This window comes from Streptomyces misionensis, assembly GCF_900104815.1.
Taxonomy (GTDB): domain Bacteria; phylum Actinomycetota; class Actinomycetes; order Streptomycetales; family Streptomycetaceae; genus Streptomyces; species Streptomyces misionensis.
Window position 1 is genome coordinate 35,835 of sequence record NZ_FNTD01000005.1, and the last position, 26,405, is coordinate 62,239.

Genomic DNA, 26,405 nt, shown 5'->3' on the forward strand with positions numbered 1-26,405 from the left:
CCCGCCCCTTGATTAGGGGTTCCCTCCACTCCGAGCGATGGTCAGACCCGTTGGGCCCAATGGGTCTAAACGGCCTCTGCCTGCCCTTCATCGTCGAGCCCTTCGGAGCGGCGGACGGGCCCGAACCGCGCTTCGGACTCCTCGATGATCCGACCGGCAGGGATAAGGTCTCCCAGCTCGATCGCGAGCACAGCGCGCACGAACGCGGCGAGCGTGACGGCGCCATTGCGCACCTCGAAGCAGCGCAGCACCCCGTCCGAGAATGCGGCACGGTGGCGGCACCCGGCATGGACGCAGTAGCCCTCGACGGCCAGGGCGAGCCGCCGGAAGGCGGCGTCCTTCTCCGGGGTGCACTGCGCGGGGCAGCCGAGGTGATCCAGCGTGATCCGCAGATGGGCGGCGTTCTTCTCGGCCTTCCGGATGGTCAGCCGCCCGCCGCCGGGCGTGACGTAGCGCCCGGCCTCCACCGGGGCGTACGGGTGGATCAGCGGCAGCTTCACCTCCGAGCCGTGCAGGACGGGCAGCCCGTCGTACTCGATGTACGGGCCGGCGGCACCGCGGTCCTCGGTCATGCGTTCCTCGTCTCCTCCGCCCGGTCGGCGGGCTCGTGGCCTTGGTCCTCGTCGTCCTGGTGGTCATCGGCGGGCCAGACGCCGAACGGGCCGGGCAGGCCGGGGCCGGTGGCGCCGAGCTGCATAGCGCCGCCCTTGAGCCGGTGGTGGACACGGATCACAGGCGCGGTTCTCCTGCGGTCGGCGAGCGGTACCGCCCCATGGTGGCCCCTGCGGGGGGCCACATAAGGCCGTTCCGGTCATGTTCATACCGCTGTGGCCCGCCCTGTGGCCTCGCCTGTGTCCCTGAACGTGCACTCGTGAATGCTCAGGTCAGGGCATGATTTCCTGGCAGATGGGTGCCCACCCCTGCCCCCGCCGCCACCTGGTCACCGCACGTATGACACTCAAGCACGCCGACGGCGCTGTGCCTGCTGCGCCCCTCCGCCAGGGAGACGTTGACGCGACGGCGTGACCGCCACAGAGGACTTGGCCCCGGCTCCCTTCGCTTTACGGGCGAGCGGGCGCCGGGGTTTCTCCTTGTCCGGCGGCGGGAGTTCGGGCTTCTCCTCCTTGCCCGTCGGCTCGTTGGCGACGCCAACCCAGGTCCCCAGCGCCTTGACCATCTCCAGCACCACCTGTTGCCGGGGTGCGGAGAGGAACGGCCAGAGCACCCAGGCCGGGGCGGACAGACAGACGATCACGAGCAGCGGGAGCATGCGGACGGCGACGAGGAGCGCCTTGGTTGTGCCAGGTGGGAGGGACGGCAGGGACGGCATCGGAGGACCGCTTTCGAGTCGAGAACCGAGCCGCTAGCAGAGAGACGAGCACCTGGGCCCGAATCGCCTAGTGGTGACTCTCATCACATCTAGCGGCGTTTTTTTTGTGGTTCTCGACCCCTTAGACAGATCGAGGGGGAGCGCAGACCGCTTCGGTGTGCCGAGAACCAATCCCGCTCACAACCAAGGGGGCACTTCGTGACCCGTTAGTTACCGAAAGGGATTTTTTTTGGCTCTCGGGCCGAATCGAACTCCCGAGTCCGCTGAGACGCCAGCGGTAGCTAGCCCCATGCTAGCGAATCCGCGGCCGCCGCGTGTCTCCCCGGTCGCCCTCATGGATGCCCCCTGGACGGCCGGGAGTTGGGCACGCACGCCACCTCGAGCCCGGGCTGCGGCCACTGGTACGTTCGGACCGTGATCGACTTAGGCACTAAAGGGGCTTGAGGCGGGCCGCGCGGTCCAGGGCCCGCAGTAGTTCGGGCTCCCACCCGGCGCGCGGAGTGTCGTAGGCGAGCAGGCCGGAGGCGGACAGCACGTCGAGCTGCACCTGGTGCTCGATGCCGAGCCGCCACGCCTCGCGCAGGACATACCGGGCCTCGTCGCGCGCTGCGCGGCCGGTGGTCGCGGTGGCCCGAGCGTCGGGCAGGGCGGCGAGCTGGCGGCCGGCCTTCTCCAGGCGGCCCATGAGTTCGGCGGCCTTCTCCGCGTCGGGACGCGGCGGCACGAGGTGGAGCTCGGGGGCGGCGACGCCGCGGCGCAGCTGCTCCATGCGCTCCGGGAGCGGGCTCCAGCCCTCGGTACCGGCGAGTTCGGCGTTCACCTTGGCGACCGCCGCGGCGTACGCCCGTCCGGCGCCGCGCGGCTGCAGGGTGGTACCGGCTGGCCGATGCTGCGGGCCGGTCTCCTCGTCGACAGTGCCGGAGTGGTTGCCGCGTACCGAGACCCACAGCGCGTCCGCGCTGCCGGTGACCTCGCTCATCAGCAGGCGGCGCACCAGGAACCAGCGCTGCAGGGCGGCCCGGGTCGAGCGGCGCAGCGGGTAGACCTCGACGGACACCGGGGTGTTCGGGCGGGCGTTCTGCGGGCGCCGGGTGATGCGGACCTCGTCCAGGGCGGGGGAGAGGTCCTCCAGGCGCAGCGCGCACAGCTCGCCGACCCGGCACCCGGTGTCCAGCACGACCGAGGACATGGCGAGCATCCGGACCCACAGCGGGTAGCCCCGGGTGAGCAGGCCGCCGTCGACGGTCCAGCGGGTGCGCGTGCCGATGGTGTCGGAGAGGGTCTGCAGGCTGGCCCGCAGCCGCTCGCGCCGGACGACGTCGACGGGCTCCTTGCCGGGGAGCTGTTCCAGCTGGCGCAGGTGGAAGACCTCCAGGCCCAGCTCGCGCTGCAGGAGCACCATCACCCCGGAGCGCACCATCGCCGTCGCCTCGCTGGTGGGGCGCTTGGCTCCCCGGTCGCGCAGCTCGCCGACCAGGGCCAGGCGCTCGTACTCCTGCAGCGAATCGCGGGCGAGGATGTCGGCCAGGTCGTCGGCGACGGTCAGCGGGTGCTCGGGGTGCTTGAGGGCGCGGACCAGCTCACGGGCGTGGGCACGGATCTGCCGCCGGCGGGCCTCGGAGGGCGCCTGCTCGCACACGGCGTCCACGGCCTCCTGGAGCTCGGGCAGCTCCTCCAGGATGTCGGGTCGGTTCATCACTCTGGGCACGGTAGCCACGTCCGGACAGCCGCACGGACCGAACGCCGGATCAGACTCATTAGAACCAACAGGCTCAACCGTCGCTGACATGCGGACGCACGACGGGCCCCGCCGGAGGCCGGCGGAGCCCGTCGTCGCGGCCGGGAGGCCGGGAGCTACTTGGTGACCGGCGGGCCGGTCTTGAGGTTCTTCTGGCGGCGCTGTGGGAACGGGTTGCCGTTGTTGTGCTCGCGCTCGTCGCGGCGGATCCGCGCGAGGATGGCGGCCTCCACGTACGCGGACAGCGAGATGGGCTCGTCGACGTCTTCGTCGTCCAGGGAAAGCCGCTGGAGTGCGACCACCGTGTTGCGCAGCCGGTTCATCGTGTCCGGGGTCACGTACGCCGGCACCTTCTCCTTGGCGCCCGGCGCCGCCTGCGGCGCCTTGTCGCCCAGCTCCTTGCCGAGGATGCTCCCCTTGCCGAACGGCAGTCCGTTGCTCATGCTGCTGCTTCCTCTCGCGGCGCCACCAACATCCGACCGACCTGGTCGAAGTCGCGCGTGGTGGTCGAGCGCCTGCTGAACTCGCGGATGGCCTTGTTCTCGCCCGGCGCGGACTTCGCGTCCACCGTCTTGCGCACCGGACACACCAGCGCGCCCGGGTAGTGCTCGGCCATCTCGTTCCCGACGTCCTTGGCGATGTTCGTGACGTCCCAGGCGGTAAGGACCGCGGCCACGACCTCGACGTCGTACTCGTCCTGCGCGTCGGTGATCGTCTTCCGCAGGGACTTGTTGGACTTGGCGTCCAGCGCGCTGACCTGGCTCGGCACGATCACCTTGCCGCCGATGGCGAGAGTGAAGGTGGAGAGCTTTCCGATCTTGGGCGGGCAGTCGACGATGGTGATGTCGACCGGCGCCTCGGAACGCTTGATCGCACGGCGCAGGGTGCGCTCCCCGGAGACGGCCGGGTCGTACTCGGCGACCGCGCAGTCCTCGAAGCTGGGGACGATGTAGATGTTCTTGTACCGCGTGTAGTAGGTCGCCTCGTCCAGGCCGACCTTCTCGTACAGCACGTCCTTGAGCGTCATGCGGTTGTCGACGGCCAGGCCCTCGGGGAAGATCGGCTCCAGCCAGCCGGACAGGCCCGCGTCCTGCGGGTCCGCGTCGATCACGCGCACGGTGTAGCCCATCGCCGCCCAGGCGCAGGCCAGCTCCAGCGTGGTGGTCGTCTTGCCCGCCCCGCCCTTGCGGTTGAAGACCATGAACACCCGGTGCTCGCCGGGCAGGATCGGGGCCGGGCGCGTGAAGGCGGCGGGGAGCAGGATCCGCGGCTTGAGCCGGTTGGCCGGCTCCGTCCACGCCCGCTCGAAGACCGTGGGCATCAGCAGCCGCTCCGGGATCTTCAGCGGTTCCAGCGTTACCTGGACCATGTCTCTCTCCTCATCCGGGCCTCTCCCCGTGCTGTCGTCACCGCCAGACCGTATCGTCTCCACGGCCCGTACGTGCACCGCGCCCCGGTCTGCTCGACCGAGGGAAAACCGCAGGCCAGGCCGCTACCCCTAACAGGGTTGACCCCGTTGGGTCCAACAGGACCGACCGGCTGCGCCGTTGACCAGCAGGAACCGGCCCGCGTCCCTCGTGAGACCTCGCGCACGCGCACGCGTGGGTCTGTCGCACAACGCGCGATAAGGCCGCGACGGTAGCCAGCGGCGTCCGTACGGTCTGCCGTCATGAGATCGAGCAACCGCCGCCCCGGCCGCCCCTGCCTGCTGACCCCGGAGCGTGTCGACGCTATCGTCAGGGCCTTCGCCGTCGGGGCCAACACGGTCCTGGCCGCCGAGGCCGCAGGGGTGTCCCGGGCCACCCTCGCCCGGTGGATCGCCTGCGGCCGCGCCGCCGCCGAGGCCCGCGAGAACGGGCAACCCGCCGACCCGCGCGAGGACGCGTTCGTGGACCTGTACCGGCGGGTGGAACTCGCCCGGGCGCAGATGGCCACCCGCGCCCTCGCCCGCGTGCTGCAGGCCGGTGCCGGGAGCCTGGTCCTGGAGGAACGCGTGCGCGCCTACACCGACCCCGTCACCGGCCTGGACGTCGAGGAACGGCAGGTGCGCTACCTGCGCCCGGACTGGCGGGCGGCCGCCTGGTGGCTCGCCCGCTTCTTCCCCGAGCACTACGGGCCGAACGCCAAGAGCTTCGCCCAGGTCCTCGACGAGTTCACTGCCCAGGGGCTCCACGACGAACGCGACCGCGCCGAGTCCGCCGGACTCGCTGGCCTCGCTGAACGCCTCGAGCTCGCACTCGCCGGGACCGCCCCCGGCACCGAGCTCCCCGCCCCCGTCCAGTCCTCTACCGCCTGATCTAGCTGGAGACGTACGACAGCTGCTTCACCTCTCCAGCTCGACGCCGGCAACACCGCCCCGACCCGGACGGTGACTGGCGCCGCCTCATTTCCGGTCGAGAATTCGGAACTTGTCCAGGCCAGGGGCACGGCCCCGGTGCCGTCCGGCGCGCACGCATCCGCATCACGGAAGCGCTGACCGCGTCGGACGGTGCCGGGGGAGCGGGATCGAAACCAACCGGTAAGCCAGGTCAGGCGGGAGGCTCCTCGTCGGCACGGCCGCCGGCTCCGAGGGTCCGCCGCGGGGACAGGGCCGTCGCCGCAGAGCCTCCGAGTACTCCCCGAGCGCGCAGCTCGGCAACGTCCGGAAGGTGGAAGCCGGGCAGGGCGTCGATCAGGTCGGCTTGGGCGGCACGGATGGTGTGCGCGGCCTGGGGACCGGAGCCAAGGGTGCGGCGTGCTGTCACGCGGTCATCGTACGGGCGGCGTCACAGCCGACCGCGCTCGCTCCAGCCACGTACCGACACGTGCTCCCACCTCAGACAGAGAGCCGGTACCAGAGGCGGTACCGGCTCCCGGCGGCGTCGCGCTGCAACGCGAGGCCGTAAGGTCCCTGTTCGACTTTGGTTGGAGTCAGCAGCAATCAGGGCAGGGCCCGCCCCAGTCGGTGCAAGCCCAAGTGCGCGGATCGTCGCAGTGCCTCGAATCTGATGCAAGCCCGATTGGGGCATGGATGCATCAACTCGTTCACTACCACGAGGGACTGACACCTTCTGCGATCTTGGTGGCGACGGCGGACCCGCAGGTCACCGTTGCGCATGGGGCGGAACGCTGACTCTGCGTCGCAGTTTTCGCAGTCACGCATCTATAGATGCGTTGGGGCGCCGGTGCATCAAACCCCGTCGAAGGACCGGGGAGAGGGGCTTCCAGCCTCTTGCGGCTGCCACCATCTTGTCCACGCACCACCGCTGCGGGCGGCTGCAACCGCCCCTGTGATGCGCCTAGTTGGAGTCAGTGGCAGGTGTCCGGCGGCCGCGGGTCGCCGGACCCGAACAGCAGGGAGGCCCTTGTGCCCAAGCCCCGTTTCGCCGTTTCCTGTGTGGAGAGCGGAACCCCGCCCCAGCGGCGCCTCGGCGGTGCCGAGGCCGTCGTCATCATCGTGGTCATCACCATGGCCGCCGCCCTGGTCACCTTCGCCGGCATGGCGCTGCCCGTCGTGCTGCAGCTCCTTCTCGGCGCCGGTCTGATCGCCGTCCTCCTGGTCGCTTTGGTCACCGGGACGACCACCCGGGGCCTGCGCGCCGCTCTGCGCGCCCTGCTGGCCCCGGCTGCGTGAGGTGATGGTGCATGTGCCGTCCCGAGAGACCGCTCACCACGAGCAATAAGGCGCTGCGCGAGCTGCAGGAGTGGTTGCGCGAACAGCGGAGGCGCACCCGGCAGGGCTACCGGGCCCTGTCGGTGCGGGCCGGCTGCCACGCCACGACGCTGCAGCGGGCCGCGTCCGGGGAGACCGTTCCGAAGCTGCCGACCGTGCTGAACTACGCCCGGGCGTGCGACGCCTCACCCGAGGAAGCACGACTTCTGTGGAAGCGGGCCCGGTATGAGGCGACCCGCCTTACGCGGGCTGGCCGGGACCGGCCCGCTCCGCGTCCGGAGTTCGTCCGCGACTTCGTCGATCTGGGCGCGGCCCTGGTGGAGCTGTACCGGAAGGCTGGCTCGCCGCCGTATCGCACCATGGAGCAGCGAGCCGGCGGCTACGGCGCCCTGCCGCGCAGCAGTGCGCACCGCATCGTGAACAAGCAGGCGATGCCACACGGCCTTCAGCAGTTCCAGGCGTATCTGAGGGCCTGCGAGGTGCCGGAGCTGGAATGGCCGGACTGGGAGGCTGCCTGGACACGCGCGTGGCGGCACGAGAAGCAGGACGACCTCTCCACCCTGAGTACCGCCACTGCTCAGTATGTGCCCGGGTCAGCCACCGTGCGTGCCCTGGTGGCGCTGGGGGAGTACGCGGAGCCGCCCGGTTTGGATGAGCGGAGGTACATACGGAACCTCCGGGATCCCCATGGGGCCGACGGCCACATGTACGTGACGAGCAACGGCATGCTCCAGCGAGTCGCGGTGGAAGTGAAACGTACCGATATGGCCCTGGACCGTGATCGGTGGCGGCCGAGGCAGTCACGCAAGGTCCCCGAGCGGCCCGAGCAGGGACAGCTGGCCTTCACCATCCCGGAACCGGAGCCGGCGCCCGGCGCGCTCTTCTGACAGATGGAGAGTAGTGACGACGAAGGTCCGCTAGGACGTTGCTGACCAGGGAGGATGTCAAGGCGACACCTGGCCGTAGCGGTACGGGAAGGGTTGAATCGGCTCTCAGCGCGTCCTTGCCCAGGTGTGGAACGTGACCAGCGCCACACCGGATATCTCCTGCGGCGTTCACCCTTTCCCGCCCCGCGATGCCTGTAGTGGGCAGAGTCGGGGCGCTGGGTTTCGACCTGTCACGAATGGAGTGCTGGTGGGTCCGGAGGTGTTGAACGCGGCGGGCGGGTCAGTGGCGGTCGTCCTGCTTGGTCTGATCTTGCGGCCCCGGAAGAACGGGGCGGGGCTGTGGGATGTGCTCCACGAACTGGCCCGCGGTCGGACTGCCAGCGGTATGGAGCGCGAGCGGCGCGCCACCCTCTCGGTGTTGTTGCGCAAGCTGCCGGACCGCCGGTTTCAGGTGGAAGATGTCGCCCACGGACGGCGGGCGGTCATCGGGGAACCCGCTGGTGCTCCCAGTCGGACGCGTTGACCCGGGTGGCAGGAGGGGGGCAGCCCATGACCCAGCCAGGGGAATCCACGGCTCGTGCAGACGACTTCGACCAGTTCTTCCTTCGCTGGGAACCGCAGGTCAGGCGCTATCTGCTGTGGCTTGAGGGGGACCACGCCGTCATCGACGATGCGGCCCAGGAGACGATGCTGGCCGCACTCACCTACTGGGACACCGTCAACCGCCTGGAGAAGCCGGAGGCGTGGCTGTTCAAGGTGGCCGGCCAGCGGCTGCAGCGCGTGCAGGCCTCCCGACAACGGCATGGTCTGAGCACGGACCCCGGCGAACTGCCGCACAGCGAGGGGCCGGACGACCTTGGACTGAGGGAGAGGGAGCTGGTCCTCCTTGAGACGGTGCGCAAACTGCCTGACCGACAGCGCACCGCGATCGCGCTGCGCTGGCAACTCGACCTACCGAACGATGAGATCGCGGGCGTCATGGGAGTGTCTGTGAACACCGTGAAGACCTGTCTCCGTCTCGGCCGTGCCGCCCTGGGAACTGTTCTTGCAGACGTCAGCGGAGGTGAACGATGAGCTTCGAGCGCCATCTGCACGCTACGGCGACTGCCGTCTCCGAACTGTGGAGAGATGAGAACGACGCCCGCGCCCGGCTGGCCTCCCTGCGCGAGCGGGCCAGTCGTGAGACGTCGGACCAGGAACAGCCACAAGTCCCTTCCAGTGCACCCCTCAACACCTCGGCCCGGCCCAGCCGCGAGAGCTCCGCTCCCGGGCGCCGCGGAGAGCGGCCGCTAAATGAGGAAGTCGTCTTCCTGACGGTGGCCGAAGTCGCCAGCATCATGGGTGTCTCCAAGATGACGGTCTACCGGTTGGTCCACTCCGGGCATCTACCGGCCATCCGCGACGGCCGGTACTTCCGTGTGCCGGAACAAGCCGTCTACGGATACCTGCGTGAAAGCTGGGTGGGTGCCAACATCGACGGCCTGTGACCTCGTTCGGGTCCCGCTCGTCGGCGGTGGCGTTGTTCGCCACGAGACGCGGGTCAATGCGCACTGCTGGTCTCCTCCGGGCGTTGTCTGGTGAGGTCAGCGGTGACGTCCCACCCGTCGCCCCTGGGCGGCTCGGAGGCGGCGTACCGGCGGGTGAGCGGGTCGCGGTAGCGGATGCGGAGCCCGAGGATCGCCGTGGGCGGCCGCTCGCGGTAGGCGGCGAACAGCGTCCCGGCCGGGCCCACGGCGACGCCCTCACGGGTGTTGCACGAGACGCACAGCCACCCGCGCACGAGGCCTGTGGCGTGGTCGTGGTCGCAGTACATGCGGCGGTCCGTCTCGCCGCAGATGGCGCAGCGGCCCGCCTGCCAGACCCTCAGCCGCTCCTCGTCGGCGTCGCAGGTCAGGTCCGCCGCCCGCTCCAGCAGTTCCAGCGTGCTCGCGCTGTACCCGCTCACGTCGCCCAGGCCCTCCCAGAAGCGGCGGCGGGCGTCATCCTCGGTCGGCAGCTCGGGCGACCAGGACCAGCAGGCGGGGATACCCGCGCGGGCGGTCACAGGCCGATCCCGACCAGCGGCGAGTTCTTTACGCGGTCCACGTCGTCCATGTAGCGGGCCAGGACGCGGGAGCCGTCGACCCACCCGCCCGCGCGGGCGATCTCCAGCGGGTCATGCCCGGCGGCCCGGGCGGCGGTGGCGAAGCCACGGCGCAGGGAGTGCCCGGACCAGTCACCGGAGAGGCCGGCGGCCACGGCCAGGCGATCGATCACCTCAGCGGCGGCTTCCGCCGTCATCCGCCCGGCCGGGTCCCCAATGGTGCGGCCGCGCCGGGTCATCGGCGGGGCGATGCGGTCCCACCGGTCTACCCGGACGAACAGCGGGCCGTCGGTGCGCCCAGCGGCCTTCAGGGCGGCAAGGTAGGCGCGCAGGGCCCGGACGGGGCAGGTGACCGGGTCGGTGCCGTACAGGATCGGGTTCAGCGTGTGCTTGCGGGCCTTCTTGCGGTACAGCGTCACGTCGTAGCCGTGCTCCGCCTCGGTCACCGTGGCGATGTCGAGCGCGACCAGCTCGGATACGCGGGCCGCCGTGGCGAAGCCAAGCAGGACCAGGGCGGCGTTGCGCATCCCGGCGAGTGTTGTCCGGTCGAGCCTGGCGAGCATGACGCGGATCTGAGGCGGGAGAGCCGCGGTCGCCTGCCGGGCCTGCGCGGCCTCCGCCTTCTCCTGTGCCAGCCGGTCCTTGTAGGCGTTGAGGACGGCCCGGGCGCCGCGCATGTTCGGCTTCGGCCAGCCCTGCTCCTCGTGCCAGGACGTCACGGCGGACATGGCGCGCTCGATGGTCGACGGTCCGGCCGGGCGGTTCGTGCGGGGCCGAGGCGTGACGGTCAGATGCCGGACCCACTCCGCCATCGTCTCAGCGGACGCGGGAACGGTTGTCCGGCCCTCCTGGGCGCACCAAGCGGCGAACGCGGCGCGGTCCGTACGGTAGGCCCGGCGGGTGGAGTCGGCGACGCTCGCCTCGATGGCGGCGACGGTCTCGGGGGAGAGGCGCCGGTCTCGGTCCGTGTGGACGACGACGGAGGCACTGGCCGTCTCGTCGTCCACCAGCTCCGCCTCCACGACGCCGGCGGCCGCAACGATGGCGAGCTGGCCGGCCGTCCCGCCGCTCACGCGCGTACACCGACCTGCTGCATGGCGGTCTCGGCCCTTCCGCAGGGCCAGGGCTCCCCGCACCCCTGGCACGCGGGCTCGGGCCCGTCGGCCGGCGGGTGCTCTCGCAGCACCTTGGCGTTGAACTCCCAGAAGCCAGCCTGTCCGCTGGTGGACGGGTCCCGGCTCGCACTGGTCTGCGCGCTGAGTGCGCGCTGGTAGCGGTTCTGTTCGGCGGTCTCGTTCCTCATTGCCCCTCCCTCAGTTCTGGCTCTAGAGAAGGAACATTATCAAGAGCCAGAACTCGCCGGACGGGCCGCCGCTGCGACCACATGAACCGGTCCCAAAGTTTTCTGCGCATCACGCGCGATGTTTTTTCCATCCCCCGCTACGTCGTGCCGAAGGACACGCGATACGACAGGGGGTGGGGCTCATGACACCACAGCGAATGATCGAACAGCTCAAGAGGGCTGATTCCATGCGAATCGGCATGATTCCGGACGAGGACCCGAGGGCCCGGGCGGAGCGGCAGCGCGCCGAGGACGCCGCGCTCGTCGAGCGGTTGCGCCGGGCCGAGTTCCGCAGCTCGGAGATGCAGCTGACACAAGAGCAGCTGTGGGCATACGCCACAGTCACGTTGAACTCCTGGTGCTCTAACCGAAAGATCGTGGAGCGCGTCCGGGCATCGGCACCTGCCCACGCGGAGTTCGACATCGACTCCCGTCACGGGGACGTCCTGCGCACCGACCCGCAGGAGCGCATCGACCTCGTGCTCACCGCGGTCAGCGGCGCCTGGCCTGCCTTCGTCAAGCACGCGCTGCGCGAAGGCGGATGGAATCCGCAGTGGGAGCCGGAGAGCCCTGAGCCCACCGGAGGCCGGCGCCCCTCGGCCGCCAGCCTGCGCACCTACTTCACCCGCGGGGTCCTGCAGTCCTTCCCGCGTCACTACCGGAAGTGGTGCCGTCAGCACGACCGCCGGCTCGCGGAACTGGGCGTGATGGACGACTGGACCGTGGACCTGTCGCCCTGGTGGACCGGCAACTCCCCATTCGAGGACGAGTCCGTGCTCGTGAACGCCTGGCTGAACGACTTTTTGGCGTCCCTGCCGGAGCACAAGCGCCACATGCTCCGCATGGTCTACGAGGGGTACAGCTACGCCGAGATCGGCGAGACGCTCGGCATCACCGCCAAGATGGTCACCGACCGGATCTATCGGATCCACCGGCACCTGCGGGAACGCAGGCAACTCCTCCGCAAGGAGTACCGCGACCTCACGGGCCATCACCCGGAGCCCGGCGCGGACGATCGTATGGCCGCAGCCCTTCAGCGGCGCGCCCAGCAGGCACGGCAAGCGGGTGTGCGGCGATGACCAAGACCACTGTGCTGGCAGCACTGTACGACTTCGTCCTTCACGACGTGGTCGGCAATGTCATCGCCGGGCTGGTGCTGCTGGCCGGCACCACCGGATGGCAGCGCATCCGCACCCGGCAGCAAGCGTGCCGGACACCTCCCAGCGCGATCGAATCGGACGAGCCACCCAGCTGACCCTTCGCCGGATCCAGAGAGTCACCGCCGATCGCGTCGGATAACCCTCCGCAGGTATCCGACGCGATCACCTCCGTCCGCGGATCGCGGACGGGCGCGGTGAAGATGGCCGGAAATGGCTGCACGAAGACGGTTGGCGCACATGTATAAGGGAGACAGGTTCAGTGATGCATAAATCGTGCAGCACCCGAAGGGAAACGAGGAATCAGTCTTGAGTCACGTCGTTCCGCTCGCCAACGGCCTGCGCACCGATCACCCGGTGCCGGGCCTGCCCTTCGTCGACGACTCCCACCTCCCGCTCGACGAGGGCCCCGACGCCATCGAGGCCGTGGGCCGCAACAGGGGCCCGGGCATGTGGGGCCGCTTCGACAAGAACCGCGCCGACGGCGGCTGGCGCGCGTTCACCACCGACCCGCTCGACCACACGCTCGGCTGGGCGGTACGCCACCACCCCGAGCACGGCCGGACCGTGCTGCTGCTGCGCGACGGCGACACCTCCGCCCTGCACATGGACTGGGACGGCGAGCAGCTGCTGTTCCGCGCCGGCGGCTACTGGTGGAACGGCGAGACGTGGTACCGGCCCGGGCAGGTCTGGAACCCGGTCGAGGAGGACTACGAGCGGCGCAAGGCCCGCATGGCCGTCACCGTCACCGCCGCCGACATGCTCGACGGCCGCGCCGACCCGGCCAAGGCCTACGTCGGCAAGGTAGCCACCTTCGACCCGGACGCCGCGCGGCCGGACAACTGGCCCGACCACCTGGCGCTGTGGGCCGCCCGCCACCAGGAGCAGGACGGCGCCCTGCCGCTGGATCGGTGCGTCGTCGACGTCTCCAGCCCCGAACTGACCGGCGCGCAGCTGATCGGCGCCCCGGAGCTGGCGGAACTCGGCGGCATCACCGCCTCGACGCTGCGCGCCTACATCTCGCGCGGCAACTCCGAGGTGCCGCTGCCGCAGGCCGTCGTCGGCGGCCGCGACCAGTGGGCCCGGGCCGTGGCGGAAGACTGGGTGGAGTCCCGCCAGCGCTCCTATCAGGGAGTCAAGTCCGCCATGTCCGCCGGCGACCCCGACAGCCTCTCCCCCGGCGCGGTCGAGGTCCGCGACCGGTTCGCCGTCGACTTCCACCACACGCTGTTCGACCGGCCCGACGTGCGCAAGCGGTGGGTGCTGCGCCAGCGCAACAAGGAGTCCGTCGCTGAGGTCGCGGACGCGCTGGCCTGGTCGGTGGCGGCCAGTCTCGACGAGATCGTCCCCACCGACCATCTGGGACGGACCGTGCGGGCCGCGGTGCTGCACGACTTCGCCGAGTCCCTCGACATGGTCGGCGATGACGCGGACGAGGAGGGTGACGGGCCGGCGCATTGGTGGCACCTCAACCTGACGCCGTCGGTGGCCAAGACGCTGGACTGGTACATCCGGTGCTTCCCCGCCGAGGCGTACGCCACCATCGGGGAGATCCAGTGGCAGGCACACAAGACGTGGAAGGCGCCGGCGGCGGACACCCTGAGCGCGCTGCGGTCGGCGCTCTCGCTCGACGGCGAGCTGACCGAGCAGCAGCGTGAGACGTACTTCGCGCTGCTCGAACCGCACGAGGACACCAACTGACCGTCCTCACCCGCCCTGACGGGGGCCGGAGCCAATGCCAGTGGCTCCGGCCCCCCGTCGCGTGCAACGAACCGATGCCGGGTGGCAACGGGCGTGAGCCGCGCGTTATCCACCTGGCCGGTCAGCGGCGCTGCGCACACCGGTGAGCACGGGCAGCGTGTCGTCGCGACCGGCGACGGTGGCCATCTGGGAGCGGGATCGGAGGCAGAGATGCGGCGCCGCGCGAGCCGAGTCAGCGCTGTCGAGGTCGGCGCAGGTAAACGCGTGTCTAGGAGCCCAGGTTATAGACCGAGGCGCTATTTCCCGTACGATCAATCTGCGCGGATGACACATAAAACTTGTTGCAGAGGGCCCCTTCTCCGGGCTGCATCCCAGGTCAAGGGCCCTCTGTCCGCGTCACAGCCAGCGAGCCCGGTCGTGTGAGATTCGGCCGGGCTTGCTGCTGTCCCCGACGCTACGACCAACACTCACCGCTCCTTGATCAGGAGAAGTGCTGCACCACGAGGTTGGCGAGTCCCGCGAGTACGGGTGACCAGTCGACCAGGAGTTGCACTACGAGCTTGCGTCGTTCGCGACGCCGCTCGGCGGCCTCCTGCTCCTCCTGATCGCCTCCGCTATCGACAGGTGTCTTGCCATCCACATGTTCCTCCGTGGCGCCGAAGTAGCCCGGCAGGGCTGCCGGGCCTTCACCGGCTGGTGAAGTACGTGGCAGACGCCGCGAAGGAACGCCCTCCAGCATAGAGGTGAGGGGTAACAGCTCAGACCCGGGTGACCACAACTTATGTGCTTGTTAAAGCTACTGATCGCTAGTCAAACCCGGTGTCTACCTGCGGGAATGAAAATTTCTAGGCGTCTCGAAAACAGATGAACAAGGTCGTGTTCCTGGCCATGGTTGATCCCGGCGGGATCAACCATGGCCAGGAGCCTGCGCATAGATCGACGCCGGGCGGGTGCAGTGGGGTCGGTGCGCGGGGCCACACCGTGCGGGAGCTGGCGGAAAACCCGTTGGTGCGCCTGTTCGTGAAGGAGGTCGTACGGGGGATCGCCCGGCGTGTGCGACGCGGCCGCGAGTCGGCGGCCGCGCACAGTGAGGCGGGGCCGGTCTTCGCGGCCCTGGACGCCGACGGAACGGAGATAGCGGTGACGACGGTCGCGGACGGCAGGACGGGCGAGCAGCTCGCCGAGGAGCTGCTGCAGGGCGTGGGCAACGAGGGGATGCGGGCGGCGACCCGGTTGCTCGGCGCGTACCGGGACGGGTACTGGCTGCGGCGCCTGCTGGAGAACGAGGCGGAGTGGTCGGCGGCCGCCGACAAGCCGGTCATCGACCGCAGCGGCACGCACCCCTCGGTGGATTGGGACTCGATCGGGCTGCTGATGCTCGACCGGCCCTGGGTCTTGAGGTCGTCGCACAGTGAGATGGCCATGCTGGAGGTCGCCGCCTCGCTGGTGAGGCGCTGCGCGGTGCAGCTCGGCTCGGTCGTCCAAGCCGTCGACGACGACGAGTTCCGGCTGATCCTGCGGGCTCTGCGGGAGGCCGCGTACGGCGACGTGCGCTGAGACGCGGCGTGCCCCGCGGTGGGCCGTGGCACCCCTCCACGGACCACCGCGGAGAAGGGACACCGGGTCCGTTCTCCGCCACCACGGTCTAGTGGAGGGCGCGGCGGCGGATCACAACCGGTCGAGGCCGAGCATCCGGCTCACCGCCTGTTCGACGGTGATGCCGCTTCGCGGCCGACGAGGCGGGGCTACAGATGGCACAGGCGGCAGTTCGACCGTGATGACTTCGACACGCTGTCCCGGGGCGGCCTGGGCGGCGATGCGGTTGCGCTCCTTCTCGGAGGCGGCGAAGAGAACGAGCGGGACGAGGCGGTTGCGCAGTGCCGGAATCCGGCTGGCTACGGGGCAGATGACCGCGTACGGCTTGCCGTTCACATACACGGGCACGCCCATCGCGTACTCGGGGGTGCCGCTCTCGGCGACCTTGGGGTAGGAGCCGGCCTCGTGGAAGACGAACTCCACCACCGGCTTCACCAGCGCCTTCTGCCACTGGAGCAGGGCCTCGATCGCGGCGAGATGCTCCTGTTCGGCCGCCTGCTTCGCCTCCCGCTGACGCTGCTGGACTGCGAGCATGCGCTCGATGATCTGGTCCCGCCGGGCTTGCGCCTGGACCTGCTCCTGTTCCAGCTTGAAGTACGCGCGGGTGACCCACCTCCACCGGCAACAAGGCCCCGGAGTCCGTCGCCGAGCACAGCTTCCGGGTCGGGGTGATCGGCTCGGTGCTCGCCATGATAGAAGGCGTCAACGCCTCGCGGGTGGCGCTGATGTGCCTCTTCCACGACTCCCAGGAGACCCGGGTCGGGGACATCCCGCACATCGGCCGCAAGTACCTGCGGGCGGCGCCGAACGGCGAGGTGACCGCCGACCAGGTCGCCAACGCCCACCCGGCGGTCCGCGAGGGTGTGCAGGGCGCGGTCGACGAGTACGAGGCCGGCGAGACCCCGGAGGCGGTCGTCGCCCGCGACGCGGACAAGCTGGAGTGCCTGGTGCAGGCCGTCGAGTACCGGGAGCAGGGCTACAGCCTCACCCAGAACTGGATCGACACCAGCCTGGCGGCGCTGAAGACCCCGTCGGCGAAGGCGCTGGCCGACGCCGCGCTGTCGATGCCGTCGCTGGAGTGGCAGAAGAACTTCCTGCCGTCCTGACCCTCCGCGCACGTAGGCCCCCGGCGGACCACTCCTCCCAGAGCGCCGCCGGGGGCCTTCTCCATGCCTGCTCACGCCCCGTTGGAGCCGTTGGACCTAACAGGACTACCGGCCGGGCAGGGAGGGCCCTCCAAGGCCCTGAGAAGGTGGCTGACGGTGATAGCCAGCCGACTCCTGAGCCCGGGCCCGGGACTGTTCGGCGGCCGCGCGCTTCTGCGCGACGATGTGCGACCGGCGGGCCTTGGTCTCGATGTCGTGCAGCTCGGGGTACTTCGTGGCGATGGTCTTGCGCAGGGCCTGCTCGGCCTGGCCGGCCGCCACGGTCTTCCGGCTCTTGGCGGCCGCGTCGGTGTACTGGGTGACCTCGCCCTGCAGCCGGGTCAGTGTCTGGGCATCGCGCCGGTCGAGGCTGATCTCGATGTCCGGGAGCTGCTCACGCATCTTCGTCAGCCGTTCGGTGACGGTGGCGACGTCGTCCGGCGCGGGCTTCTGCGCGTCGACGTCGCGGAACTGCCCGGCGAACTTGCTGGTGCGGATCATCTCCCACGCCGCCACCCGGGCCGCGTTGGCCGCGCTGCGCGCCTCGCTCGCCTCCGTGTGCCAGGCCGCCCGCTCGGCGGTGACATCGGCAATGTCCGCTGCGATCTGCTTCTTGGTGACACCGGCCCGCAGCCGCTCCAGGGGCCCCAAATTCTTCTTCGGCTCCAGGTAGTCGCGCAGGTACCGGTCCCGTTCCTCCGCTTCCTTGCGCGCGTTGGCCGCCCGGGCGAGTTGCTGGGCTGCCTCCTGGGCCTTCGCCTCCGCCTGGTCCAGCAGGGTCGCCGCCGCAGCGACGAACGCCTGCCCGCGGGTCTGCCCGGCCTCCCTCTCCTGGGCAAGGCGTTCCTCGAGGACGCGCGCCTTCTCCGCCGTCTGCGCGGCACCGCGCTCGGCGATCCCGGCCCGCTCGTAGGCCAGCTTGATAACCCGGGCCAGTTCGGCATCCGACCGCTTGCCGTACGGCCGGGTCTTCCAGGACTGCACGGACGCCATCTCCCGCCGCCGCTGGATCTCCGCCAGACGCTTCTCGTTGGCGGCCCGCTCCCGGGCGTCGTCCTCGGTGGCGGGCTGTACCTGCACGGCGACGTCGTCGGCGGCCGCGGTGTCCGCCTGGGCCTCGGCGGCGACCCGCTGTGCCTCCTCCTGTGCCTGGCGTGCGCGACCGGGGGAGACGGCTGTCGCCGCATGGGCCCGTCGTAGGGCGGCCTCACTCTCCCCGCGGGCCCGCTCGTGCTCGCGCACGCTCGCCTGCTCCGGCAGGCGTACGGCCGGGGTCGGCGGTTCGCGCAGCAGGTCCGAGACCATGGAGTCGCCTCGGTCCTGTCCCAGGAAGCGTGCGAACGCGGTGACGGCGCGCTGCAGCCGCTCGGTCTCGGTGCGGGCCGCGCCGAGGCGGGCCTGCGTCTCGTCGTCCTCGACGACCTGCAGGGGCAGCCACAGGTGGTTCTCGGCGCGGCCGCGGGTGATGCCGGGTAGACGGCGAAGGCGTTCGCGCCGTGCCCGTACAGCAGGCTCACCTCGCTGGTGAGGCCCTGGCTCGCGGCGACGGTCATCGCGTAGCCGAGGGAGAGGGCGCCGGAGCTGATGGCCTGTGGGTCGAACCAGGCCGACACCGTGTCGTTCGTCTTCTTGTCGCGCCAGGTGATCTCGACGCGGTGGTCTTCGTCGATCGCCGTGACCACGGCGCGGTAGCCGTTGAGGACGTCGGGGCCCTCGCCGCGGCGGCTGCGGTAATCGTTCTGGCGCACGCGCACCAGGTCGCCCACCGCGAAGTTGATGTCCGCGCCGCCGGACAGGGCGTAGCGGTGTTCCGCGCCGAGTTCGCCGCGCTGCCGACGGATCTGCTGTGCGCCCAGGTTCAGCAGGTCCACGTCCGTGTTCTTGGCGGCCAGTACGGTCAGCGAGTCGATCAGGTCGTGCGGGTCGGTCCAGCGGCCGCGTACCTCATCCCAGGTGGTGAGGATCTGCCCGTGCGCCTCGATGGCGCTCTCGGTGGCGTGGACGCGGCCGGTGTCGGCCAGGATGCGCAGGGCCTGCTCGTGGTCGCCGGTGCGCCACACCTCCAGGGCGGCGCGCTCGGCGTCGTTGCGCTGGCGCCGGTTCTCGATGAGCGTGAGGCCGCCGACGAGTCGGTGGACCTCCTTGAACCAGCCGCCCGGGCCGATCGCCTGGAGCTGCTTGGGGTCGCCGATCGCCACCAGTTTGGTGCCGGTGCGCTGCGCCTCCTTCATCAGGGCGGCGGCCTGCCGGTCGTTGGACATGGTGGCCTCGTCGACGACCAGGACGTCGATGCCGGTGAGTCCGTTACCGTCGCGGATCTGCGTCAGCCAGGAGGCGATCGAGCGGGCCGGGATGCCGGAGGCGTCGTCCAGGCTCTTGGCCGCGACCGCGCTCACGGTGGCGCCGGCGTAGGTGTGGCCGGTGGCGTCCCACGCGATCCGGCACGCCTCCATGAGCGTGCTCTTGCCGGTGCCGGCCGCGCCGATGTGCGCGTCGATGCCGTGCCCGGCGGTCAGCGTCCGCTCGATCGCCGCGCGCTGTTCGCCGGACAGGGCGAAGCCGTTGGCGACCTCGAAGACGGACATGGCGGCCGCGGCCTGCTCGGTGGTCAGCTGCACCGCGCCCTCGTCGAACCGGACCAGGGCCTGGCTGGTGACGAGCTCCTCGGCGTCGAGGATGTCGCGGGTGGTGTAGCGGTCCATCGACGACATGACGGTGGAACCGACGTGCGGGAGGCGCACCGCGTATCCCTCGACGGCGAGGACCTGGTCCGCGAGTTCGTCCAGCAGGCCCGGCTCGGCGCCGATGCCGAACTCCATCGCCGTCGCCACGGCGGCGAGCAGCTGCGCGCGGGAGAACGACTTCTCCGACGCCGTCAGCCCGGTCTCGGGGTCGAAGACGATCCGCGCGAGGTCGTCCGGGCCGGGCCGCTGCGGACCGCCGCCGGGACCGTCGATGCCCGCACCGCCGCCGTCGGGCGGCCCGGGCGCGGCGGCCGCCACCATCGCGTCGACGTCGCCGACGACCGCCTCGGCGCGGGTGCGCCAGCTGGAGCGCATCCCGGACGCGTCGGCGTCGACTTTCGCGCGGCGGGTCTCGTCGGCGATGCGCTGCCGGTCCTCTCGCGAGGCATCCGCGCCCACGCGCTCGTCGAGCGCGATGTGCCGGCGGGAGAACGCGTCGCGCAGCTCCTCGGGGACATGGCGGATCTCCCACGCGCGGGTCTCCGGGTTGTACTCGCGGCGGATACCGAACGTCGCGTACGTCAGCTCCCGCACCCGGGCCTTGAAGTACGCGTCGAGGGCCTTGGCGTGTCGGTGGAAGTCCTGTCCGCTGTTGGCGATGGCTCGCCACTCGCCGTCCTCGCACAGCGCCATGTTGGCGATCGTGACGTGGACGTGCAGGTGCGGGTCTCCCGGTTCGCCCGGTGTCACCGGACGGGCGGCGAGGTGCTCCACCGACCAGCCGAGCAGACCGCCGGTCGCGATGCGCACCTTCTCTCCGTCCTCGCCGGTGACGGCGTAGCCGATCCACTCCTCGGCCTGGCGGACCGTGTCGTTCTTCGCCTGCTGCACCAGCTCCCGGAACTCACGCTCGCCGAGGTCGCCATGAGCGGCCGCGTCACGGCGCGAGCCGGTCGCGGGCGGGGCGGCGGCCGGTCGACGCGTGCGAGTCCGGGCCGAGCGCGGCGGGTCGGGCGACCTCGGCGAGCGTGAGTTCCGGGAGCTGGTGCAGCAGGCGAAGAACGACACGGTCCGCCAGGCCGAGGAGTGGATCGGCTACGCCGTCACCGGCGAGGACGGAGAGAAGGTGCGCATCGCGACCGGCGGTCTGCTCGGCTGGTCGGTGGAGCACCTCGCCGCCCGTCCGGTGACACCGGGCGAACCGGGAGACCCGCACCTGCACGTCCACGTCACGATCGCCAACATGGCGCTGTGCGAGGACGGCGAGTGGCGAGCCATCGCCAACAGCGGACAGGACTTCCACCGACACGCCAAGGCCCTCGACGCGTACTTCAAGGCCCGGGTGCGGGAGCTGACGTACGCGACGTTCGGTATCCGCCGCGAGTACAACCCGGAGACCCGCGCGTGGGAGATCCGCCATGTCCCCGAGGAGCTGCGCGACGCGTTCTCCCGCCGGCACATCGCGCTCGACGAGCGCGTGGGCGCGGATGCCTCGCGAGAGGACCGGCAGCGCATCGCCGACGAGACCCGCCGCGCGAAAGTCGACGCCGACGCGTCCGGGATGCGCTCCAGCTGGCGCACCCGCGCCGAGGCGGTCGTCGGCGACGTCGACGCGATGGTGGCGGCCGCCGCGCCCGGGCCGCCCGACGGCGGCGGTGCGGGCATCGACGGTCCCGGCGGCGGTCCGCAGCGGCCCGGCCCGGACGACCTCGCGCGGATCGTCTTCGACCCCGAGACCGGGCTGACGGCGTCGGAGAAGTCGTTCTCCCGCGCGCAGCTGCTCGCCGCCGTGGCGACGGCGATGGAGTTCGGCATCGGCGCCGAGCCGGGCCTGCTGGACGAACTCGCGGACCAGGTCCTCGCCGTCGAGGGATACGCGGTGCGCCTCCCGCACGTCGGTTCCACCGTCATGTCGTCGATGGACCGCTACACCACCCGCGACATCCTCGACGCCGAGGAGCTCGTCACCAGCCAGGCCCTGGTCCGGTTCGACGAGGGCGCGGTGCAGCTGACCACCGAGCAGGCCGCGGCCGCCATGTCCGTCTTCGAGGTCGCCAACGGCTTCGCCCTGTCCGGCGAACAGCGCGCGGCGATCGAGCGGACGCTGACCGCCGGGCACGGCATCGACGCGCACATCGGCGCGGCCGGCACCGGCAAGAGCACGCTCATGGAGGCGTGCCGGATCGCGTGGGACGCCACCGGCCACACCTACGCCGGCGCCACCGTGAGCGCGGTCGCGGCCAAGAGCCTGGACGACGCCTCCGGCATCCCGGCCCGCTCGATCGCCTCCTGGCTGACGCAGATCCGCGACGGTAACGGACTCACCGGCATCGACGTCCTGGTCGTCGACGAGGCCACCATGTCCAACGACCGGCAGGCCGCCGCCCTGATGAAGGAGGCGCAGCGCACCGGCACCAAACTGGTGGCGATCGGCGACCCCAAGCAGCTCCAGGCGATCGGCCCGGGCGGCTGGTTCAAGGAGGTCCACCGACTCGTCGGCGGCCTCACGCTCATCGAGAACCGGCGCCAGCGCAACGACGCCGAGCGCGCCGCCCTGGAGGTGTGGCGCACCGGCGACCACGAGCAGGCCCTGCGCATCCTGGCCGACACCGGCCGCGTCCACGCCACCGAGAGCGCCATCGAGGCGCACGGGCAGATCCTCACCACCTGGGATGAGGTACGCGGCCGCTGGACCGACCCGCACGACCTGATCGACTCGCTGACCGTACTGGCCGCCAAGAACACGGACGTGGACCTGCTGAACCTGGGCGCACAGCAGATCCGTCGGCAGCGCGGCGAACTCGGCGCGGAACACCGCTACGCCCTGTCCGGCGGCGCGGACATCAACTTCGCGGTGGGCGACCTGGTGCGCGTGCGCCAGAACGATTACCGCAGCCGCCGCGGCGAGGGCCCCGACGTCCTCAACGGCTACCGCGCCGTGGTCACGGCGATCGACGAAGACCACCGCGTCGAGATCACCTGGCGCGACAAGAAGACGAACGACACGGTGTCGGCCTGGTTCGACCCACAGGCCATCAGCTCCGGCGCCCTCTCCCTCGGCTACGCGATGACCGTCGCCGCGAGCCAGGGCCTCACCAGCGAGGTGAGCCTGCTGTACGGGCACGGCGCGAACGCCTTCGCCGTCTACCCGGGCATCACCCGCGGCCGCGCCGAGAACCACCTGTGGCTGCCCCTGCAGGTCGTCGAGGACGACGAGACGCAGGCCCGCCTCGGCGCGGCCCGCACCGAGACCGAGCGGCTGCAGCGCGCCGTCACCGCGTTCGCACGCTTCCTGGGACAGGACCGAGGCGACTCCATGGTCTCGGACCTGCTGCGCGAACCGCCGACCCCGGCCGTACGCCTGCCGGAGCAGGCGAGCGTGCGCGAGCACGAGCGGGCCCGCGGGGAGAGTGAGGCCGCCCTACGACGGGCCCATGCGGCGACAGCCGTCTCCCCCGGTCGCGCACGCCAGGCACAGGAGGAGGCACAGCGGGTCGCCGCCGAGGCCCAGGCGGACACCGCGGCCGCCGACGACGTCGCCGTGCAGGTACAGCCCGCCACCGAGGACGACGCCCGGGAGCGGGCCGCCAACGAGAAGCGTCTGGCGGAGATCCAGCGGCGGCGGGAGATGGCGTCCGTGCAGTCCTGGAAGACCCGGCCGTACGGCAAGCGGTCGGATGCCGAACTGGCCCGGGTTATCAAGCTGGCCTACGAGCGGGCCGGGATCGCCGAGCGCGGTGCCGCGCAGACGGCGGAGAAGGCGCGCGTCCTCGAGGAACGCCTTGCCCAGGAGAGGGAGGCCGGGCAGACCCGCGGGCAGGCGTTCGTCGCTGCGGCGGCGACCCTGCTGGACCAGGCGGAGGCGAAGGCCCAGGAGGCAGCCCAGCAACTCGCCCGGGCGGCCAACGCGCGCAAGGAAGCGGAGGAACGGGACCGGTACCTGCGCGACTACCTGGAGCCGAAGAAGAATTTGGGGCCCCTGGAGCGGCTGCGGGCCGGTGTCACCAAGAAGCAGATCGCAGCGGACATTGCCGATGTCACCGCCGAGCGGGCGGCCTGGCACACGGAGGCGAGCGAGGCGCGCAGCGCGGCCAACGCGGCCCGGGTGGCGGCGTGGGAGATGATCCGCACCAGCAAGTTCGCCGGGCAGTTCCGCGACGTCGACGCGCAGAAGCCCGCGCCGGACGACGTCGCCACCGTCACCGAACGGCTGACGAAGATGCGTGAGCAGCTCCCGGACATCGAGATCAGCCTCGACCGGCGCGATGCCCAGACACTGACCCGGCTGCAGGGCGAGGTCACCCAGTACACCGACGCGGCCGCCAAGAGCCGGAAGACCGTGGCGGCCGGCCAGGCCGAGCAGGCCCTGCGCAAGACCATCGCCACGAAGTACCCCGAGCTGCACGACATCGAGACCAAGGCCCGCCGGTCGCACATCGTCGCGCAGAAGCGCGCGGCCGCCGAACAGTCCCGGGCCCGGGCTCAGGAGTCGGCTGGCTATCACCGTCAGCCACCTTCTCAGGGCCTTGGAGGGCCCTCCCTGCCCGGCCGGTAGTCCTGTTAGGTCCAACGGCTCCAACGGGGCGTGAGCAGGCATGGAGAAGGCCCCCGGCGGCGCTCTGGGAGGAGTGGTCCGCCGGGGGCCTACGTGCGCGGAGGGTCAGGACGGCAGGAAGTTCTTCTGCCACTCCAGCGACGGCATCGACAGCGCGGCGTCGGCCAGCGCCTTCGCCGACGGGGTCTTCAGCGCCGCCAGGCTGGTGTCGATCCAGTTCTGGGTGAGGCTGTAGCCCTGCTCCCGGTACTCGACGGCCTGCACCAGGCACTCCAGCTTGTCCGCGTCGCGGGCGACGACCGCCTCCGGGGTCTCGCCGGCCTCGTACTCGTCGACCGCGCCCTGCACACCCTCGCGGACCGCCGGGTGGGCGTTGGCGACCTGGTCGGCGGTCACCTCGCCGTTCGGCGCCGCCCGCAGGTACTTGCGGCCGATGTGCGGGATGTCCCCGACCCGGGTCTCCTGGGAGTCGTGGAAGAGGCACATCAGCGCCACCCGCGAGGCGTTGACGCCTTCTATCATGGCGAGCACCGAGCCGATCACCCCGACCCGGAAGCTGTGCTCGGCGACGGACTCCGGGGCCTTGTTGCCGGTGGAGGTGGGTCACCCGCGCGTACTTCAAGCTGGAACAGGAGCAGGTCCAGGCGCAAGCCCGGCGGGACCAGATCATCGAGCGCATGCTCGCAGTCCAGCAGCGTCAGCGGGAGGCGAAGCAGGCGGCCGAACAGGAGCATCTCGCCGCGATCGAGGCCCTGCTCCAGTGGCAGAAGGCGCTGGTGAAGCCGGTGGTGGAGTTCGTCTTCCACGAGGCCGGCTCCTACCCCAAGGTCGCCGAGAGCGGCACCCCCGAGTACGCGATGGGCGTGCCCGTGTATGTGAACGGCAAGCCGTACGCGGTCATCTGCCCCGTAGCCAGCCGGATTCCGGCACTGCGCAACCGCCTCGTCCCGCTCGTTCTCTTCGCCGCCTCCGAGAAGGAGCGCAACCGCATCGCCGCCCAGGCCGCCCCGGGACAGCGTGTCGAAGTCATCACGGTCGAACTGCCGCCTGTGCCATCTGTAGCCCCGCCTCGTCGGCCGCGAAGCGGCATCACCGTCGAACAGGCGGTGAGCCGGATGCTCGGCCTCGACCGGTTGTGATCCGCCGCCGCGCCCTCCACTAGACCGTGGTGGCGGAGAACGGACCCGGTGTCCCTTCTCCGCGGTGGTCCGTGGAGGGGTGCCACGGCCCACCGCGGGGCACGCCGCGTCTCAGCGCACGTCGCCGTACGCGGCCTCCCGCAGAGCCCGCAGGATCAGCCGGAACTCGTCGTCGTCGACGGCTTGGACGACCGAGCCGAGCTGCACCGCGCAGCGCCTCACCAGCGAGGCGGCGACCTCCAGCATGGCCATCTCACTGTGCGACGACCTCAAGACCCAGGGCCGGTCGAGCATCAGCAGCCCGATCGAGTCCCAATCCACCGAGGGGTGCGTGCCGCTGCGGTCGATGACCGGCTTGTCGGCGGCCGCCGACCACTCCGCCTCGTTCTCCAGCAGGCGCCGCAGCCAGTACCCGTCCCGGTACGCGCCGAGCAACCGGGTCGCCGCCCGCATCCCCTCGTTGCCCACGCCCTGCAGCAGCTCCTCGGCGAGCTGCTCGCCCGTCCTGCCGTCCGCGACCGTCGTCACCGCTATCTCCGTTCCGTCGGCGTCCAGGCCGCGAAGACCGGCCCCGCCTCACTGTGCGCGGCCGCCGACTCGCGGCCGCGTCGCACACGCCGGGCGATCCCCCGTACGACCTCCTTCACGAACAGGCGCACCACGGGTTTTCCGCCAGCTCCCGCACGGTGTGGCCCCGCGCACCGACCCCACTGCACCCGCCCGGCGTCGATCTATGCGCAGGCTCCTGGCCATGGTTGATCCCGCCGGGATCAACCATGGCCAGGAACACGACCTTGTTCATCTGTTTTCGAGACGCCTAGAAATTTTCATTCCCGCAGGTAGACACCGGGTTTGACTAGCGATCAGTAGCTTTAACAAGCACATAAGTTGTGGTCACCCGGGTCTGAGCTGTTACCCTCACCTCTATGCTGGAGGGCGTTCCTTCGCGGCGTCTGCCACGTACTTCACCAGCCGGTGAAGGCCCGGCAGCCCTGCCGGGCTACTTCGGCGCCACGGAGGAACATGTGGATGGCAAGACACCTGTCGATAGCGGAGGCGATCAGGAGGAGCAGGAGGCCGCCGAGCGGCGTCGCGAACGACGCAAGCTCGTAGTGCAACTCCTGGTCGACTGGTCACCCGTACTCGCGGGACTCGCCAACCTCGTGGTGCAGCACTTCTCCTGATCAAGGAGCGGTGAGTGTTGGTCGTAGCGTCGGGACAGCAGCAAGCCCGGCCGAATCTCACACGACCGGGCTCGCTGGCTGTGACGCGACAGAGGGCCCTTGACCTGGATGCAGCCCGGAGAAGGGGCCCTCTGCAACAAGTTTTATGTGTCATCCGCGCAGATTGATCGTACGGGAAATAGCGCCTCGGTCTATAACCTGGGCTCCTAGAC

At 70.6% G+C, this 26,405-nt stretch carries 27 protein-coding genes and 2 pseudogenes; 13 read left to right on the forward strand and 16 right to left on the reverse strand.

What is annotated here, in order from left to right:
- Positions 1-65: 65 nt before the first annotated feature.
- The 6 genes from BLW85_RS38005 to BLW85_RS38025 all read right to left on the reverse strand — a co-directional run bounded on the left by BLW85_RS38005 (position 66) and on the right by BLW85_RS38025 (position 4,437).
- Positions 66-572: a DUF6420 family protein gene (locus tag BLW85_RS38005; RefSeq protein WP_074996418.1), complete on the reverse strand. Its 507-nt coding sequence runs from the start codon at positions 570-572 to the stop codon at positions 66-68.
- Positions 569-733: a hypothetical protein gene (locus BLW85_RS39690; RefSeq protein WP_167381489.1), complete on the reverse strand. Its 165-nt coding sequence runs from the start codon at positions 731-733 to the stop codon at positions 569-571. The genes BLW85_RS38005 and BLW85_RS39690 overlap by 4 nt, the downstream gene beginning before the upstream one ends.
- A gap of 225 nt (positions 734-958) precedes the next feature.
- On the reverse strand, positions 959-1,270 hold the full coding sequence (locus BLW85_RS38010; protein WP_143060514.1) for a hypothetical protein: 312 nt from the start codon (positions 1,268-1,270) through the stop codon (positions 959-961).
- Positions 1,271-1,760: 490 nt separating this feature from the next.
- The gene (locus BLW85_RS38015) at positions 1,761-3,026 is read right to left on the reverse strand and encodes a site-specific integrase (RefSeq protein WP_074996420.1); all 1,266 of its coding nucleotides are present in this window, start codon (positions 3,024-3,026) and stop codon (positions 1,761-1,763) included.
- Between the two features lie 158 nt (positions 3,027-3,184).
- Positions 3,185-3,511, reverse strand: coding sequence for a hypothetical protein (locus BLW85_RS38020; RefSeq protein WP_074996421.1), 327 nt, complete (start codon positions 3,509-3,511; stop codon positions 3,185-3,187).
- Positions 3,508-4,437 (reverse strand): ParA family protein, encoded by a 930-nt coding sequence (locus BLW85_RS38025; protein WP_074996422.1) that lies wholly within the window; start codon positions 4,435-4,437, stop codon positions 3,508-3,510. The genes BLW85_RS38020 and BLW85_RS38025 overlap by 4 nt, the downstream gene beginning before the upstream one ends.
- A 300-nt stretch (positions 4,438-4,737) precedes the next feature.
- Here BLW85_RS38025 and BLW85_RS38030 point away from each other — a divergent pair, with 300 nt between their 5' ends.
- Entirely contained in the window at positions 4,738-5,364 is a 627-nt protein-coding gene (locus tag BLW85_RS38030) for a helix-turn-helix domain-containing protein (RefSeq protein WP_074996423.1), read from the forward strand.
- A 232-nt stretch (positions 5,365-5,596) separates the two neighbouring features.
- On the opposite strand, the gene BLW85_RS39035 is transcribed toward BLW85_RS38030, so the two are convergent.
- Complete coding sequence (locus tag BLW85_RS39035; RefSeq protein WP_143060515.1) at positions 5,597-5,812, reverse strand: hypothetical protein; 216 nt, start codon at positions 5,810-5,812, stop codon at positions 5,597-5,599.
- A 602-nt stretch (positions 5,813-6,414) separates the two neighbouring features.
- On the opposite strand from BLW85_RS39035, the gene BLW85_RS38035 reads away from it, so the two are divergent.
- The 4 genes from BLW85_RS38035 to BLW85_RS39855 all read left to right on the forward strand — a co-directional run bounded on the left by BLW85_RS38035 (position 6,415) and on the right by BLW85_RS39855 (position 9,094).
- Positions 6,415-6,681: a hypothetical protein gene (locus BLW85_RS38035; RefSeq protein WP_037850836.1), complete on the forward strand. Its 267-nt coding sequence runs from the start codon at positions 6,415-6,417 to the stop codon at positions 6,679-6,681.
- An 11-nt stretch (positions 6,682-6,692) separates the two neighbouring features.
- The gene (locus BLW85_RS38040; RefSeq protein ID WP_074996424.1) at positions 6,693-7,607 is read left to right on the forward strand and encodes a helix-turn-helix domain-containing protein; all 915 of its coding nucleotides are present in this window, start codon (positions 6,693-6,695) and stop codon (positions 7,605-7,607) included.
- Between the two features lie 549 nt (positions 7,608-8,156).
- Positions 8,157-8,681, forward strand: coding sequence for an RNA polymerase sigma factor (locus BLW85_RS38050; protein ID WP_074996426.1), 525 nt, complete (start codon positions 8,157-8,159; stop codon positions 8,679-8,681).
- A gap of 236 nt (positions 8,682-8,917) precedes the next feature.
- Entirely contained in the window at positions 8,918-9,094 is a 177-nt protein-coding gene (locus BLW85_RS39855) for a helix-turn-helix domain-containing protein (RefSeq protein ID WP_074996434.1), read from the forward strand.
- Between the two features lie 53 nt (positions 9,095-9,147).
- On the opposite strand, the gene BLW85_RS38060 is transcribed toward BLW85_RS39855, so the two are convergent.
- The 3 genes from BLW85_RS38060 to BLW85_RS38070 are packed head-to-tail and all read right to left on the reverse strand — an operon-like array spanning position 9,148 to position 10,993.
- Positions 9,148-9,651 carry an endonuclease domain-containing protein gene (locus BLW85_RS38060; protein ID WP_244175072.1) on the reverse strand — a complete coding sequence of 168 codons (504 nt, stop codon included), beginning with the start codon at positions 9,649-9,651 and terminating at the stop codon, positions 9,148-9,150.
- Positions 9,648-10,763 carry a site-specific integrase gene (locus tag BLW85_RS38065; RefSeq protein ID WP_079172699.1) on the reverse strand — a complete coding sequence of 372 codons (1,116 nt, stop codon included), beginning with the start codon at positions 10,761-10,763 and terminating at the stop codon, positions 9,648-9,650. The genes BLW85_RS38060 and BLW85_RS38065 overlap by 4 nt, the downstream gene beginning before the upstream one ends.
- Entirely contained in the window at positions 10,760-10,993 is a 234-nt protein-coding gene (locus tag BLW85_RS38070) for a hypothetical protein (RefSeq protein ID WP_074996427.1), read from the reverse strand. Before BLW85_RS38070 ends, BLW85_RS38065 begins: the two co-directional genes overlap by 4 nt.
- Before the next feature lie 197 nt (positions 10,994-11,190).
- Here BLW85_RS38070 and BLW85_RS38075 point away from each other — a divergent pair, with 197 nt between their 5' ends.
- From BLW85_RS38075 to BLW85_RS38085, 3 genes are all read left to right on the forward strand, one after another.
- Entirely contained in the window at positions 11,191-12,111 is a 921-nt protein-coding gene (locus BLW85_RS38075) for an RNA polymerase sigma factor (RefSeq protein ID WP_074996428.1), read from the forward strand.
- Positions 12,108-12,287 carry a hypothetical protein gene (locus BLW85_RS38080; RefSeq protein ID WP_074996382.1) on the forward strand — a complete coding sequence of 60 codons (180 nt, stop codon included), beginning with the start codon at positions 12,108-12,110 and terminating at the stop codon, positions 12,285-12,287. Before BLW85_RS38075 ends, BLW85_RS38080 begins: the two co-directional genes overlap by 4 nt.
- Before the next feature lie 211 nt (positions 12,288-12,498).
- Positions 12,499-13,890, forward strand: coding sequence for a hypothetical protein (locus tag BLW85_RS38085; protein WP_074996383.1), 1,392 nt, complete (start codon positions 12,499-12,501; stop codon positions 13,888-13,890).
- A 481-nt stretch (positions 13,891-14,371) separates the two neighbouring features.
- On the opposite strand, the gene BLW85_RS39040 is transcribed toward BLW85_RS38085, so the two are convergent.
- On the reverse strand, positions 14,372-14,629 hold the full coding sequence (locus BLW85_RS39040) for a hypothetical protein (RefSeq protein WP_143060509.1): 258 nt from the start codon (positions 14,627-14,629) through the stop codon (positions 14,372-14,374).
- A gap of 125 nt (positions 14,630-14,754) precedes the next feature.
- Here BLW85_RS39040 and BLW85_RS38090 point away from each other — a divergent pair, with 125 nt between their 5' ends.
- Positions 14,755-15,447 carry a hypothetical protein gene (locus BLW85_RS38090; protein WP_143060510.1) on the forward strand — a complete coding sequence of 231 codons (693 nt, stop codon included), beginning with the start codon at positions 14,755-14,757 and terminating at the stop codon, positions 15,445-15,447.
- Positions 15,448-15,558: 111 nt separating this feature from the next.
- On the opposite strand, the gene BLW85_RS38095 is transcribed toward BLW85_RS38090, so the two are convergent.
- Positions 15,559-16,020 carry a hypothetical protein gene (locus tag BLW85_RS38095; RefSeq protein ID WP_074996385.1) on the reverse strand — a complete coding sequence of 154 codons (462 nt, stop codon included), beginning with the start codon at positions 16,018-16,020 and terminating at the stop codon, positions 15,559-15,561.
- 83 nt (positions 16,021-16,103) lie between these two features.
- Here BLW85_RS38095 and BLW85_RS38100 point away from each other — a divergent pair.
- Positions 16,104-16,592, forward strand: a pseudogene (locus BLW85_RS38100) (HD domain-containing protein); the annotation flags it as partial.
- A gap of 105 nt (positions 16,593-16,697) precedes the next feature.
- Here BLW85_RS38100 and BLW85_RS39700 read toward each other — a convergent pair.
- Both BLW85_RS39700 and BLW85_RS39045 read right to left on the reverse strand, forming a co-directional pair.
- A complete protein-coding gene (locus BLW85_RS39700) occupies positions 16,698-17,132 on the reverse strand; it encodes a hypothetical protein (protein ID WP_167381491.1) in 435 nt (144 codons plus the stop codon).
- A complete protein-coding gene (locus BLW85_RS39045) occupies positions 17,129-20,206 on the reverse strand; it encodes an AAA family ATPase (protein ID WP_143060517.1) in 3,078 nt (1,025 codons plus the stop codon). The genes BLW85_RS39700 and BLW85_RS39045 overlap by 4 nt, the downstream gene beginning before the upstream one ends.
- Positions 20,207-20,297: 91 nt before the next feature.
- On the opposite strand from BLW85_RS39045, the gene mobF reads away from it, so the two are divergent.
- A complete protein-coding gene (mobF, locus tag BLW85_RS38120) occupies positions 20,298-23,870 on the forward strand; it encodes a MobF family relaxase (RefSeq protein WP_074996430.1) in 3,573 nt (1,190 codons plus the stop codon).
- 105 nt (positions 23,871-23,975) lie between these two features.
- Here the strand turns inward: mobF and BLW85_RS38125 are convergent.
- Positions 23,976-24,464, reverse strand: a pseudogene (locus BLW85_RS38125) (HD domain-containing protein); the annotation flags it as partial.
- A gap of 83 nt (positions 24,465-24,547) precedes the next feature.
- Between BLW85_RS38125 and BLW85_RS38130 the strand changes: the two are divergent.
- A complete protein-coding gene (locus BLW85_RS38130) occupies positions 24,548-25,009 on the forward strand; it encodes a hypothetical protein (protein WP_074996385.1) in 462 nt (153 codons plus the stop codon).
- A 111-nt stretch (positions 25,010-25,120) separates the two neighbouring features.
- Here the strand turns inward: BLW85_RS38130 and BLW85_RS38135 are convergent, their stop codons facing one another.
- The gene (locus tag BLW85_RS38135; protein ID WP_074996431.1) at positions 25,121-25,537 is read right to left on the reverse strand and encodes a hypothetical protein; all 417 of its coding nucleotides are present in this window, start codon (positions 25,535-25,537) and stop codon (positions 25,121-25,123) included.
- A 398-nt stretch (positions 25,538-25,935) separates the two neighbouring features.
- Here BLW85_RS38135 and BLW85_RS39050 point away from each other — a divergent pair, with 398 nt between their 5' ends.
- Positions 25,936-26,193 carry a hypothetical protein gene (locus BLW85_RS39050; RefSeq protein ID WP_143060509.1) on the forward strand — a complete coding sequence of 86 codons (258 nt, stop codon included), beginning with the start codon at positions 25,936-25,938 and terminating at the stop codon, positions 26,191-26,193.
- Positions 26,194-26,405 lie beyond the last annotated feature (212 nt).